Here is a 12,361-nt window from a genome sequence, read left to right as displayed (position 1 = left end):
CGTTGGCACTAGTGGACCCGGTTTACCTCACCGCTCAAAATGTAGTGCGAAAGATTGTCGGCGGTGAGCGAGCCGCCTTCGAGCGTGATCTGGACCTTGCCCGTGCGCAGTATCGTCACCCGGTCCGCGACGGCGGCCACGTCGTTCATGGCGTGGCTGATCAGGATCACGGTCTTGCCGTTCTTTTTCAGCGACCGGACGAGTTCCAACACCTGTTCGGTTTCGCGCACCCCCAGCGCGGCCGTCGGCTCGTCGAGGATCACGACGTTGGCATTCCATCGCAATGCGCGGCAGATCGCGACGGCCTGACGCTGGCCGCCCGACAGCGCGTTGACCTTGGCGTTCATGTCGGTGATCGTATCGTTGAGCTGCGACATGTAGCCCATCGCGTCGCTCCGCATCCGGCGCTTGTCGAGCAGCCGCAGCCCCAGGACCCTGCGCGTCAGTTCCGCGCCCATGAAGATGTTCTGATAGATCGACATGTCCGGCGCCACCGCCAGATCCTGATGAATCGTGGCCAGGCCTGCCCGCAGCGATGCATTGGGCGTGTCGAAATGGCGCTCGGTCCCGTCGACCAGCAAGCTCCCCTGGTCGGGTTGTTCCACCCCGGCCAGGATCTTGATCAGCGTGGATTTGCCTGCACCGTTGTCGCCGCAGATCGCGTGGATCTCGCCTTCGTGAACTTCGACGCTGACGCCGCGCAAGGCTTCGACGGCGCCGTAGTTCTTGTAGATGTCACGCGTCGATATCTTGACCGGCATTGCGTTCTAGCGTCCCTGGCGGTGGCGGTGCAGGCTTTTCCCTACTGGAGGAATTCGTCGACGTTGGACTTGTCCACCAGCGTTGCCGGGATGAACAGGTACGGGCCGGGCACCAGTTCCTCCTTGGATTTTCCCTCGACCGCGATCTGGTTCATCATGTTGACGGCCTTGCTGGCCATGTCCTCGAACGGGATTGCGACCGTCGCGGTCATCATGGATTCCGGATCCTTGATGCGGCGATAAACTTCCTGCCCGCCGTCGATAGAAACCAGCGACACGTCTCCCTTGTTCAGGCCACTCTCCTTCAGGAGATCGTCGATGATGAGCGCCTGCCCGTCGAAGGAGGCCCAGACGCCGTCGAAATTGCCGGCGTTCTGGAGGATCAGCGCGCTCATGCCGTTACGCACGTCGTCCTGCCAGCTCTTGGTGCGGGCCATGGAGTGCTCGCCCACGACCTTTACCGCCGGGTTTTCGGCCAGCACGGCATTGAGGACGCTGCCACGGATGCGCGCGCCGGTGTTGGATTCGAAACGCTGCAGGAGGACGTTGCCTTCGAAGTTGATGGTGCCCAGCAGGTAGATCGCCGCTTCCGCCGCCATGATGTATTCGTTGGGGGTCACGTCGAACAGCGTATGCGGGCTGGCGCCGCTGGAGATCGTGATGACCGGTATGCCCGCATCCTTCGCCGCCTTGAACTGCGCATCGAACTCCACCGGCTTGGACATGCACAGGATGAGGCCGTCGACACCCTTCTGGATGAGGTTATCGAGTTGCGAGGCATGAGTCTCGAGCGCCCCGTTGGAGTTGAGCACCTGCGCTTCCCAGCCCAGCTTCTCCGCTTCCGCGCCCACGGTATTGGCGCAGCGCGCCTGGGTTTCCGCCGACATCTGGAAGGCGACCACGCCCAGTTCGAAAGCGGCGGCCTGCGCCGCGAAAAATGCGGTGCTCGCCAGGCCGCCTGCCACCAGCAATGCCTTGAACTTTCTCATCCTACTTCTCCCCTTTGTTGTTACAGAGCGAACGCCGCCCTCTTCAGAACGGACGCCGACACGGCGACCGATGCGATGATGATGATGCCGAGCATGATGTCCTGGATGTAGTATTGTGCGCCCAGAAGCACCAAGCCGTTCGACAGGATCACGATGATGAGGGCACCCACGACAGTGCCCAGTATGTTGGGTTTCGCCGGCGTGAACATCGTCATGCCGAGAAGCGTGGCGGCAATTCCGTTGAGCAGGAAATCACCGGCCATCTGGGGTGCTGCCGACGACAGGTTCGCGACGAGGAACACGGCTGTGATGCCCGCTGCAAGGCCTGCCAGCGTCAGCCCAAGGATCTTGCAGCTTCGTGTATTGATGCCCGACCGGCGCGCCGCTTCCTCGTTTTCCCCGGTGGCCTGCATGTGAACGCCGGTCCGCGTCTGCGTGTAGAGGACGACGGCGACCAGAATGAGTACCATCGTGAAGAGTATGATCACCGGCACGGGTCCGATCTTTCCGCGGCCGAGGTAAAGGAAATTGGCATCCCAACGCCCGACGAAGGCGACTCCGCCCGTGATCATGAATGCGAGCCCGTTCGCGACGGAGGCGGTGCCGAGCGTCGAGATCAGCGACGGCACCTTGAGCATGGTCACCAGGAAACCGTTCAGCAGACCTGCCGAAACTCCAACCGCGATACCGGCGCAGACGGCGACGGGCCAGGCGACATCGATGGAGATGAGGCTGCCGATGACGACGGCGGAGAGGCTGCAGACGTTGGCGAAAGACAGGTCCAGTTCGGATGTGATCAGCGCAAAGGTGAACCCGATGGCGAGGATCGAAAGGAAACTCGCCTGCTTCAGTACGTTCAGAAGGTTGGCCGCCGAACTGAAGTTGTCCGCGAAAATGAGCAGGAACACGAAGAGAGCCAACCCCGCCAGCAGGGTGCCGTAAACCTCGATGACGCTCTTGAGACTCATGCGGTACGATCCGGGGCAGAGACGGCCGGCCCGGCGGGAGCGGCAAGCGTGATGCGGCGGTGGCTCTCCTGCATGTACCTCACCCCAGGCACTGCGGCGGACAACTCTTCGCCCAGAAGGGCATGATCGCCCGCCCTGCGTCATGGTCCCGATATCCCGGAGGCGGTGGACTTACGTCGCCCCACCAGCCATGCGCGCACATGGACCGCCACGCCATCTGGTCTTCCAGCGTGCGCGCATCGGTGTCATGGACCTTCTTGAGCCCCTGCCAGGCATCGCGCACCGCGCGGTCCGCAGCATCGGAAGGCTCGAGGCAATAGTCATAGAAAGCTCCGGTGAGCGCTTCCATCTCGGCCGCGATCTCGGGCCATTCGTCCCGTTTTAGGTGCCAGGCGCCGAGCCAGTCCGCAACCACGGCCTCGATCGCCCCTTCCCTGCCAAGATGCGCGAATTTGCGCGTGGTCAGCAGCATGTGGCGTGTGAGTTCGGCGGCGGCGTGTTCGCGCCGGGCCAGCATCGCGGCCTCCTTCATCGCCTCGATCGCGCGGTCCGCTTTCCCGCTGAAGTCGGCAAGCATATGTGTCATGTCAGCGCTTTCGATCTCTCGTGTACCATTTCGTCCAGCACCCGGACGCTCGCGGCGATGCGGGCGAACATGGCGTCTGCGTCGAGCGAGCCGACGACATGCGCGTTGGCGGGCTGTCCGCCGCGACCCCACCAGTCGATCGTCGACCGGCCGACCGTGGGCCCTTCCGCGGTCTCGATCGTGACATGGCAGTCCCGGCCTTCGAAGAGCGTCGGCCAGAGCAGATAGGCGATGACGCAGGCATCGTGCATCGGGTGACCGCCGTCTCCGCCAAGCGCGGCTCCCCCCGGACGCTCGCGCCGGAGCATGGACAGGATCGCGGTGCCGACCGGCCCCTTCGCAGCGAAAGACGCCAGCCGGGCAGGCGTCGCGACCGCCTGATAGGTGGCGTTGAGCGGAAAGAGCGTGATCGGCAGACCCGCGTTGAAGACGACCGCTGCCGCATGCGGGTCGACGAAGAAGTTGAACTCCGCGGCAGCCGTCATGTTGCCGAGGTCGCGGGCACCGCCCATGATGACGAGCCGCTCGATCCTGTCCTTGATGTCGGGGGCCTGGAGCAGCGCCAGCGCGATGTTGGTGAGCGGCCCCAGGGCGCAGATCGTCATCCCCGAGCCGCTGCCGCGAATACAATCGATCAGGAACGGAACCGCATGGGACGGTTGTGCCGGCCGGCGCGGCGCTGGTATGTCCATTCCGGCCAGGCCATCTGCCCCACACATGAATTCCGCCGTGTGCAGGGGCCGCAGGATCGGCTGCGCGCAGCCGGCATGGACGGGCACGTCCGGCCGCCCGGCAAGCTGGCAGACACGCAGGGCATTGACGGTCGTCTGCGCAACGCCGACGTTCCCCGCGACAGTGGTGATGCCCGCGATGTCCAGCGCGAGTCCCGCGCTCAGCGCCAGCAGGATCGCCAGCGCGTCGTCCTGGCCCGGATCGGTGTCTATGATGATTGGAATTCTCATGCCCCCAGCCTGCATGCCCCGAAGTCCAGACTTTCGATCCGCACCGGCCCCTTGAAGCGCACCGGAATTTATCTTAGTGGCTAAGATGCTCAGCGATTAAGAGAAGTTTTGGGATGCCTGTCAAGCAGCAAAATCCGGCGAACACATCCCGGAGCAAGGAGGCGCGCATCGCCGAACTGGAACGCAAGATCCGCGCGGCGAGCGCCCAGCGGACCCTGTACAGCGGCGTGCTTGCCAGCAAGCTGGGCCTGAATCAGACGGATCTGGAGTGCCTGTTCATCATCACGCTCGGCCAGAACGTCACGCCGGGGCAACTGGCGGTGGAGACGGGGCTGACGACCGGCGCGATAACCGGCGTCGTGGATCGTATCCAGCGCGCGGGCTACATCGAGCGCAAGCGTGATCCGCGCGACCGCCGCCGCTGGTTCCTGGAGCCGGTCCCGCACCGCATCGAAGAAATCCGCGCCATCAATCGCCGCGCATTCGCTTCCTGGACCGAAGAGCTTGGGCGATATTCGGAAGCCGAACTGGACCTGCTGCTCGACTTCTCCGACCGCAACTACCTTGCCGCCGTGAACGCCACCGTCGCCCTGCGCCAGGACACCGAGGGCTCCGCCCCTGGAATGAAATCGTCCGGACACTGACGCGATCCCGAGCTCTCTGCTCGGGTAGACCGGGCCTGAATGGGTGCTGTGATGTGTCGGGCGGGCGCGAAGCTTCTCCACCGAGCCCGCGAGCGACTGGGGCTGGCCTCCCCGCGCACCAGATGCGGCAATCGGCAATCGCCGCCTGAAAACTCCATTGCTCACGATCCCCCCGACGGACCGCGGGAGCCGCAGCATGCGAGAGATGTCGCTCGGAATGCCCCACGGAACGAGCCCCGGGGAAAGGGCTTCCGAGCATCCCGACCCCTCCGCTATAATCTTCCTTGGAAGATATCATTGACCCATCTGGCGAGATGTGATTATCTTCCGCGGATGATGCTTGAGCCGGTTATGGGAGGAAATGCTCATGCTTACACGCGAGGAAAACGATCGCCTCACGCAGGTCGGCGCCGGTACGCCGATGGGCGAGACCATGCGGCGGTACTGGCTGCCCATCGCGACGTCCGATCAGCTTCCCCATCCGGATTGTGCGCCGCTGCGCAGCATGCTTTTGGGCGAGCCCTTTGTCGTCTTCCGTAATACGGACGGCGAAGTGGGTGTGCTCGACGAGTTCTGCATGCACCGTCGGGTCTCGCTGGCGCTGGGGCGCGTCGAGGATAACGGCATCCGCTGTCTCTACCACGGCTGGAAGTTCGCCGTGGACGGCACGATCCAGGAGACGCCGAACCACTGCAACGAGAAGTTCAGACAGCGCCTGAAGGCTCCGGCCTTCCCCGTACGGGAAGCGGGCGGGCTGATCTGGACCTATATCGGTCCGAAGGAAAAGCAGCCGCCTTTCCAGCACTATCTTTTCATGGAAGGCCCGAACGAAAACCGGGTGGCCCTAAGGGTCGACACGGCCGCGAACTACCTGCAGCTCTGGGAGGGCGGCACGGACTCGTCCCACGTGGGGATCCTCCATCACGACCACGTCGCGATCGCCAAGAACAAGGACGAGGAGTTCGATCTCGGCGTCATGGCGGTGGAAGATCATGCCCCGGTGCTCGACATCGTCGACACGGAGTATGGCTATCACTATGCCGCCAAGCGGCGCGGCCCGGTCGACGAGAACGGAGACGAGAGCTTCAGCGTTCGCGTGACGCCGGTGATCTTCCCGACCGGCAGGATCATCCCGGCTCCAAACACCTTCCAGTACTTCCTGTTCGAGGTGCCGCAGAACGACCACGTCACGAGCACCTACATCGTCTGCCACGGTCAGAAGAAGGCGGACCGCCATGGCGTCAAGGCGATCCTCGGCCTGAACGACGAGCGCTTCTGGCGCGAGGAGGACTGCCTGTTCCGGGCTTCGTGGGAGGTGAACCGCATGAACCAGGATCGGCATCGCATGAACACCAGCTTTGCCGGCTTCAGCGGTATCGAGCAGGAGGACGCCGTTCTCGCCGTATCCATGGGGCCGATCGTCGATCGCACCAAGGAACACATGGTGCCCGCGGACCGTGCCGTCGTTCATCTGCGCGCGAGGCTTCTGGAATCGATCCGGCGGGTCGAAGAAGGTGGCGATCCGATAGGGCTGCGGGTCGAGGATTTCTCGGGCGTTCACTCGCTGATCGACACGACGGTGCGGAAGAACGAAAGCTGGCAGAGGCTGCTTCCCGGCAACATGGAACTCCTGAATGCGGCCGAATAGGTCGCCTGCCGTCCTATGGCTGCGCCCGAGCGCGGCGAAGCCGCTGGCAACCGGGCCGCGGCCTACGATCCGCCGGATCTGGAGCGAAGAACCGTGAACATGGAACATGGCGCCGGTTTCGACCTGGCGCCGCCTGCCACGCAGGCGGTCCTGGTCGGGCGTGTGGAGAAGCTGACGGCCGACATCGTCGCCATCGAGCTCTGCCCGGAGCACGGTCGCGAACTCCTCGCGTTCACGGCCGGTTCGCACGTGGACCTGCATCTTCCGAACGGTCTGCGGCGCAGCTATTCCCTCGTCAACGATCCTGCCGAACGGCACCGCTACAGGCTGGCAGTAAAGCGCGAACCCGGCGGCCGCGGCGGCTCCGCCCATATCCACGACCTTCTGGACGTCGGGCACCGGCTCGAAGTCAGCCGTCCCCGAAACAACTTCCTTTTGGAGGAGCGCGCCAGCTGTTCGGTCCTGTTCGCCGGTGGGATCGGCGTCACGCCCCTGCTCTCGATGGCGCTGCGTCTCTGCCGGCTCGGCCGCCCGTTCCACTTCCATTATGGTGCGCGGTCGCGCCAGGACGCCGCCTTCGTCGACGACCTGCGGAAGCTGCCGCTGCCTGAAGGTTCGACGGTCCGGCTCCACTTCGAGGACGCCGGAGGAGGCCCCATCGACTTCCGGGCGATCGCGGACGCGGCCCCCGACGGATCCCACTTCTATTGCTGCGGACCGGGCCCCATGATCGCCGCGTTCGAAACTCAACTGGCACATGTTCAGCCTTCGAGGCTGCACCGCGAGCATTTCACGGGAGAGACAGTGTCCGCTCCGCAGGGAGGCTTCGAGGTCGTCTTGGCGAAGTCCGGGCGGAGCATCGTCGTGCCCGAAGGCGTCACCATTCTCGATGCGCTTCTCGATGAAGGCGTCGAAGTCGACTTTTCCTGCATGGAAGGCTTCTGCGGCTCATGCCGCGTCGCGGTCCTGGAGGGCAGTCTCAACCATCACGACACGGTGCTGAGCCCAGGCGAGCGATCGTCAGGCAAGGTCATGATGATCTGCTGCTCTACCGCGGCCGGAGAAAGGCTGGTGCTGGACATCTGAACCATCCGACGAACCGGCGGGAGCTTAGTCCGGTTCGACCAACGTCATCATCGTTTGAACTCAGGGAGGAGTACCAATGTTCGAACTTAAGAGAAAATTGGCGGCATTCGCCGCAGTCACGGCGCTCGTGGTCGGGTTGCCGGTCACCGCGGACGCGCAGGACCAGATCAAGGTCGGCATTCTGAGCCACGACACGGGTCCATTCGCGCAGAACGGCCGGGGCTTCCATCGGGGTATCGAGGTCTATCAGGCGCTCCACGGCAAATCCGCGGGCGGTCGCGAGATCGAGTTCGTCTACCGGGACATCGGCGGCCCCAATCCCGCTGTGGGCAAGCGCCTCGCGGAGGAACTGATCGTCCGCGAGAAGGTGCACATCTTGGGCGGGTTCGCCCTGTCGTCGGAGGCACTTGCCGTGGGGCCGATCGTCGAGCAGACGAAGACCCCCGCCATAACCTTCATCGCCTCGTCCCCGTCCGTCCTGGCCGGCTCGCAGTATTTCCTGAAGAGCGGACAGCACATCGCGCAGTCTTCGAGCGCGGGCGCGACCTTCGCGCGCAAGCAGGGCGCGGAGAAGTGCTACATCGTCGTGTCTGACTATCAGCCCGGCTACGATGCGCAGAAAGCCTTCCGAAAGACTTTCGAGTCGGAGGGCGGCCAGATCGTCGGCGAGGTTCGCGTGCCGCTCAACACGGTGGACTTCGCCGCCATCGTCGAAGGCATCGCTTCGACCGAGACGGACTGCATCAACGTCTTCGTCCCGCCGGGCGCACCCGCTATCGGGCTGCTGCGTGCCCTCGCCGAGAGAGGCCTGGTCGAAAGCAATTTCGTCGTCGGCATGGGCGAGGCAGAAGACCACATCCTGCCGCAGTATGACGACTCCGTCGTAGGCTTCAAAGGCGCGCTCTATTATGCCGAGGCCCTGGACAATGAGGAGAACAAGACGTTCATCGCGAAGCTGAAGGAACTCTACGGTCCCGATACACAGCCCGACTTCGCCAGCGCATCCGCCTATGACGGTGCGCATCTCATCTACGAGATGGTGAAATCCCAGGAAGGCAAGGACTGGAGCGGCCCGGACGCTGTCGAGGCGGTGAAGGGTCTTTCTTGGAACGGCGTACGCGGTCCCATGAAGATCGATCCCGAGACGCGTGAGCTCGTGCAGAACATCTATCTGCGCGAAGTCCAGAAGGTGGACGGCAAGCTGCAGAACGCGATCGTCGACCAACTGGAAGCCGTCGAGGCGCCGTCCAAGGAGTGGATGGAGAACTAGCCTGCACAGTCGGACCATGCGCAGGCGTGCAGCCTTGCGCATGGTCCGGCGCTTCTTCCCTGCGGTTGGAGTGCTTCCATGGAGCAGTTTCTCGCCTCGCTGGCGTTCATCATTCTGTACGGCGGCACATATGGCGCCGTGCTCTTCATCATCTCCGTCGGGCTGGTCATGACCATGGGGCTGATGCGCGTACCGAACCTCGCGCATGGTGCCTTCGCCGCCCTGGGCGGATATCTCACCATATTGCTGATGAACCAGGCCGGCATGCACTACTTCGTCGCCGTTCCCGCGGCGGTCATTCTCGTCGCGGCTCTCGGGGCGTTGGCGGAGCGCACGATCTACGTACGTCTCTACAACATCCCCGAACTGGACCAGATCCTGCTGACGGTCGGCATAGCATTCATCTTCGTCGGAGGACTGGCCCTGACGTTCGGGCCGAACGTCTTCACCATCAGGCTGCCGGAGGTGCTGAGCGGATCGGTGGACCTGTTCGGGCGTTCGTTCCCGGTCTACCGCGTCTTCCTGCTCGCCGTCGGCGCGCTGATCATTCTCGGGTTCTGGCTTGTCTTTGACCGGACTACCCTCGGCGCGAAGCTCCGCGCGGCGGTCGACAACCGCAGCATGGCGCAGGCGACCGGCATCAATGTGGAGCGCATCGTGATGCTCGCCTTCGCGGCCGGTACCGGCCTCGCGGCACTGGGCGGCGCCATCGGTGCCGGCTTGTTTCCCCTGGAGCCGCTCTATCCGATCAAGTACCTGACCATCATCCTGATCATCGTGGCACTTTCCGGCTTCGGCAACATCAAGTCGTCGATCGTCGTCGCAATGGTGGTGGGCATCGCCGACACCGCGGCGCGCTACTACCTTCCGGAACTGGGCGGCTTCGCCATCTACGCACTCGTCATCGCGGCGGTCGCCATGCGCCCGGCCGGAATGTTCGCCAGGCAGGGATAGGCACGATGAAGATCACCGTCTCTTCCACGGGCCTGAGTGCCCTCGACCGGCCGCGTTTGCCGATGATCGCGCTGGTCGTCTTCGCGCTGGCGCTGGCCGTCTTCTTCGTCTTTCCGGACCGCCTCTCTCTTGCCGCCTACATCGGCATCTTCGCGCTGTTTGCCCTCTCCCTCGACCTGGCGCTCGGCATGGCGGGCATCGTCACGCTCGGTCATGCCGCGTTCTTCGGCGTCGGGGCCTACACCGCTGGATGGCTGGCCCTTGCCGGCTGGCAGGAGCCGATCACCGGCGTCGTGATCTCGGGCCTCTGCGCGGCCGCGCTGGCGGGGGCGCTCGGGCCTTTCATCCTGCGCCTGACGGGATTGCCTCTGGTCATGGTCACGCTGGCCGTCGGCGTCTTCCTGTTCGAGGCCGCGAACAAGCTCACGTGGCTGACGGGTGGAGACGACGGGCTGTACGGGATGACGTTCAGCCCGGTACTCGGCATCTTCGAGTGGTCGATCTACGGCACGACCGACTACCTATACGTGCTGGCCTGGCTCGCTCTGGCCTTCTACGGGTGCCACAGGCTGACGACGTCGAACTTCGGACTGGCGCTGCGCGGCGTCCGCGAAAATCGCCTGCGCATGAGCCTGCTGGGCTCATCGGTCCTTGCACAACTGACCCTTGCCTATGCGCTGAGCGCCTTCATCGCAGGGGTTGCAGGCGCCCTGCTCGCCCAGACGTCCGAGTTCGTCGGTCTCGAAGTCCTGAGCGTCGAGAAGTCGATCGACGTAGTGGTGATACTCGTGCTCGGAGGTGTGGGCCACCTCTACGGGGCTCTCCTCGGCGCGCCCGTCTACCTGCTCATCAAGGACATGAGCAAGGAGTGGAACCCGCACGCCTGGATGATCATCATCGGATTCATGCTGGTCTTCGTCATGCTGGTGGCGCGTGGCGGCATTCACGGTGTGCTTCACAAGGTGATCGCGCGTTCTCGAGGCAAGCACCCGAATGGAGAACCCCGGTGACGGACAACCTCCTCGAAGCGATCGGCCTGCAGAAGTCGTTCGGCGCGCTGAAGGTGGCACAGGACGTCACGCTTCGGCTTCGCCCCGGTGAACGCCACGCGCTCATCGGGCCGAACGGCGCGGGCAAGTCGACGCTGGTGGCGCTCCTTTCGGGCGTCCTCGCTCTCGGCGGCGGCCGGATCCTGCTGGGGGGACGCGACATCAGCCGGTCCTCCCCATCGCAGCGCACGCGTGAAGGGCTGGTCCGCACCTTCCAGGTGTCGAACCTTTTCGGTGGGCTGACGGTGCTTGAAAACGTCTATCTTGCAATCAGCGAACGGGCCGGCGCCAGCTTCCGGCTCTGGCGGCCGGCGTACCGGAATACCGACCTGATCGGCCGGTCGCATGAGATCCTGGAGCAGCTCGGCCTCGGCGACGTGGCCCGGACGCGGGTCGACCAGCTGGCCTACGGTCAGCAGAGGCTTCTCGAGATAGCCATCGCCCTCGCGCTCAGGCCCAAGGTCCTGCTTCTCGACGAACCGACCGCGGGAATTCCATCGACCGAGGCCGGCATCCTCCTCGACGCGCTGGACCGCCTCCCTCCGGAGATCGCGATACTGCTCATCGAGCACGACATGCAGGTGGTCCGCCGCTTTGCCTCGACGGTCACCGTTCTGGTTGAAGGGAAGATATTGATGACCGGCAGCCCGATCGAGGTGATGAGCTCCGAGGAGGTCAGGTCGGTCTATCTGGGCAAGGCGGGGCAGACGCGTTTCGCTTCCGAGGTGGCACATGCTTGAGGCCGAACGTCTCACCGGCGGTTGGGGTCCCACGATCGTCGTGGAGAACGTGGACCTGAACGTCGGCGATGCCGAGTGCCTTGCGATCGTCGGGCGCAACGGCGTCGGCAAGACGACGCTCCTCGAAATCGTTGCCGGGAGGACCAGTGCGAAATCGGGTCGCCTGCGTCTCGACGGGCAGGATCTGGTGCCGCTGTCGATCTATCAGCGTGCGCGTGCGGGGCTCGGCTATGTTCCCCAGAACCGCGAGGTGTTTCCGACGCTGACCGTCCGCGAGCATCTGTCCATTGCATCGCGGCCGGGTCGCTGGACGCGCGAGAAGGTCCTGGAGCTGCTGCCCCGGCTCGGCCAGCGCCTCGACAACCTCGGATCGCAACTCTCCGGCGGGGAACAGCAGATGCTGGCGATCGCGCGGGCATTGCTCGGCAATCCCCGGCTGATCCTGATGGACGAGCCATCGGAAGGCCTTGCGCCGGTCGTGGTCGAACATCTCATTTCCGTGCTTCGGGAAATCATCGCGGACGGGTCCCTGTCGATGATCCTCGTCGAGCAGCGGATCGACCTCGCCCTGGAGCTGTCGGACCGTTTCATCATCATGGACCGGGGGCAGATCACCTATCAGGCGAACAGCCCCGACTTCGACCTTCAGGCCGGTCGCCTGCCGGAACTCATGGGCCTCACACATTAGCAAAGCGGAAAGCACA

The 12,361-nt window shown here is 64.1% G+C and carries 13 protein-coding genes; 8 read left to right on the top strand and 5 right to left on the bottom strand.

The features are described from left to right. Positions 1 to 8: 8 nt before the first annotated feature. The 5 genes from ABGN05_RS01520 to ABGN05_RS01500 all read right to left on the bottom strand — a co-directional run bounded on the left by ABGN05_RS01520 (position 9) and on the right by ABGN05_RS01500 (position 4,266). A complete protein-coding gene (locus ABGN05_RS01520) occupies positions 9 to 761 on the bottom strand; it encodes an ATP-binding cassette domain-containing protein (RefSeq protein WP_367952224.1) in 753 nt (250 codons plus the stop codon). Between the two features lie 41 nt (positions 762 to 802). Next, positions 803 to 1,750: a sugar ABC transporter substrate-binding protein gene (locus ABGN05_RS01515; protein WP_367952223.1), complete on the bottom strand. Its 948-nt coding sequence runs from the start codon at positions 1,748 to 1,750 to the stop codon at positions 803 to 805. 20 nt (positions 1,751 to 1,770) lie between these two features. Beyond that, positions 1,771 to 2,718, bottom strand: a complete 948-nt coding sequence (locus tag ABGN05_RS01510; protein ID WP_367952222.1) for an ABC transporter permease — start codon at positions 2,716 to 2,718, stop codon at positions 1,771 to 1,773. Between the two features lie 79 nt (positions 2,719 to 2,797). After that, positions 2,798 to 3,304, bottom strand: a complete 507-nt coding sequence (locus ABGN05_RS01505) for a hypothetical protein (protein WP_367952221.1) — start codon at positions 3,302 to 3,304, stop codon at positions 2,798 to 2,800. Beyond that, on the bottom strand, positions 3,301 to 4,266 hold the full coding sequence (locus ABGN05_RS01500) for a nucleoside hydrolase (RefSeq protein ID WP_367952220.1): 966 nt from the start codon (positions 4,264 to 4,266) through the stop codon (positions 3,301 to 3,303). Before ABGN05_RS01500 ends, ABGN05_RS01505 begins: the two co-directional genes overlap by 4 nt. A 113-nt stretch (positions 4,267 to 4,379) precedes the next feature. Here ABGN05_RS01500 and ABGN05_RS01495 point away from each other — a divergent pair, with 113 nt between their 5' ends. The 8 genes from ABGN05_RS01495 to ABGN05_RS01460 all read left to right on the top strand — a co-directional run bounded on the left by ABGN05_RS01495 (position 4,380) and on the right by ABGN05_RS01460 (position 12,345). Further along, a complete protein-coding gene (locus tag ABGN05_RS01495) occupies positions 4,380 to 4,910 on the top strand; it encodes a MarR family winged helix-turn-helix transcriptional regulator (protein WP_367952219.1) in 531 nt (176 codons plus the stop codon). A 367-nt stretch (positions 4,911 to 5,277) separates the two neighbouring features. Further along, complete coding sequence (locus ABGN05_RS01490) at positions 5,278 to 6,558, top strand: Rieske 2Fe-2S domain-containing protein (RefSeq protein ID WP_367952218.1); 1,281 nt, start codon at positions 5,278 to 5,280, stop codon at positions 6,556 to 6,558. Between the two features lie 15 nt (positions 6,559 to 6,573). Continuing rightward, a complete protein-coding gene (locus ABGN05_RS01485; RefSeq protein ID WP_367952217.1) occupies positions 6,574 to 7,644 on the top strand; it encodes a PDR/VanB family oxidoreductase in 1,071 nt (356 codons plus the stop codon). 76 nt (positions 7,645 to 7,720) lie between these two features. Continuing rightward, positions 7,721 to 8,914 (top strand): ABC transporter substrate-binding protein, encoded by a 1,194-nt coding sequence (locus ABGN05_RS01480; RefSeq protein WP_367952216.1) that lies wholly within the window; start codon positions 7,721 to 7,723, stop codon positions 8,912 to 8,914. Between the two features lie 78 nt (positions 8,915 to 8,992). Beyond that, positions 8,993 to 9,868, top strand: a complete 876-nt coding sequence (locus ABGN05_RS01475) for a branched-chain amino acid ABC transporter permease (RefSeq protein ID WP_367952215.1) — start codon at positions 8,993 to 8,995, stop codon at positions 9,866 to 9,868. Between the two features lie 5 nt (positions 9,869 to 9,873). After that, positions 9,874 to 10,878, top strand: a complete 1,005-nt coding sequence (locus ABGN05_RS01470) for a branched-chain amino acid ABC transporter permease (protein WP_367952214.1) — start codon at positions 9,874 to 9,876, stop codon at positions 10,876 to 10,878. Further along, positions 10,875 to 11,657: an ABC transporter ATP-binding protein gene (locus ABGN05_RS01465; protein ID WP_367952213.1), complete on the top strand. Its 783-nt coding sequence runs from the start codon at positions 10,875 to 10,877 to the stop codon at positions 11,655 to 11,657. The genes ABGN05_RS01470 and ABGN05_RS01465 overlap by 4 nt, the downstream gene beginning before the upstream one ends. Then, positions 11,650 to 12,345 (top strand): ABC transporter ATP-binding protein, encoded by a 696-nt coding sequence (locus ABGN05_RS01460; RefSeq protein WP_367952212.1) that lies wholly within the window; start codon positions 11,650 to 11,652, stop codon positions 12,343 to 12,345. The genes ABGN05_RS01465 and ABGN05_RS01460 overlap by 8 nt, the downstream gene beginning before the upstream one ends. Positions 12,346 to 12,361: the final 16 nt, after the last annotated feature.

This window comes from Aquibium pacificum, from assembly GCF_040839445.1.
GTDB lineage: Bacteria > Pseudomonadota > Alphaproteobacteria > Rhizobiales > Rhizobiaceae > Aquibium > Aquibium pacificus.
Note: the sequence above shows the minus strand (reverse complement) of the source record. Positions and strands in the feature narration are given on the sequence as shown.

Excerpts from the sequence above, each read along its gene's own strand:
- ABGN05_RS01520 (WP_367952224.1), bottom strand. The coding sequence starts at position 761 with ATGCCGGTCAAGATATCGACGCGTGACATCTACAAGAACTACGGCGCC.
- ABGN05_RS01515 (WP_367952223.1), bottom strand. The coding sequence starts at position 1,750 with ATGAGAAAGTTCAAGGCATTGCTGGTGGCAGGCGGCCTGGCGAGCACC.
- ABGN05_RS01510 (WP_367952222.1), bottom strand. The coding sequence starts at position 2,718 with ATGAGTCTCAAGAGCGTCATCGAGGTTTACGGCACCCTGCTGGCGGGG.
- ABGN05_RS01505 (WP_367952221.1), bottom strand. The coding sequence starts at position 3,304 with ATGACACATATGCTTGCCGACTTCAGCGGGAAAGCGGACCGCGCGATC.
- ABGN05_RS01500 (WP_367952220.1), bottom strand. The coding sequence starts at position 4,266 with ATGAGAATTCCAATCATCATAGACACCGATCCGGGCCAGGACGACGCG.
- ABGN05_RS01495 (WP_367952219.1), top strand. The coding sequence starts at position 4,380 with ATGCCTGTCAAGCAGCAAAATCCGGCGAACACATCCCGGAGCAAGGAG.
- ABGN05_RS01490 (WP_367952218.1), top strand. The coding sequence starts at position 5,278 with ATGCTTACACGCGAGGAAAACGATCGCCTCACGCAGGTCGGCGCCGGT.
- ABGN05_RS01485 (WP_367952217.1), top strand. The coding sequence starts at position 6,574 with ATGGCTGCGCCCGAGCGCGGCGAAGCCGCTGGCAACCGGGCCGCGGCC.
- ABGN05_RS01480 (WP_367952216.1), top strand. The coding sequence starts at position 7,721 with ATGTTCGAACTTAAGAGAAAATTGGCGGCATTCGCCGCAGTCACGGCG.
- ABGN05_RS01475 (WP_367952215.1), top strand. The coding sequence starts at position 8,993 with ATGGAGCAGTTTCTCGCCTCGCTGGCGTTCATCATTCTGTACGGCGGC.
- ABGN05_RS01470 (WP_367952214.1), top strand. The coding sequence starts at position 9,874 with ATGAAGATCACCGTCTCTTCCACGGGCCTGAGTGCCCTCGACCGGCCG.
- ABGN05_RS01460 (WP_367952212.1), top strand. The coding sequence starts at position 11,650 with ATGCTTGAGGCCGAACGTCTCACCGGCGGTTGGGGTCCCACGATCGTC.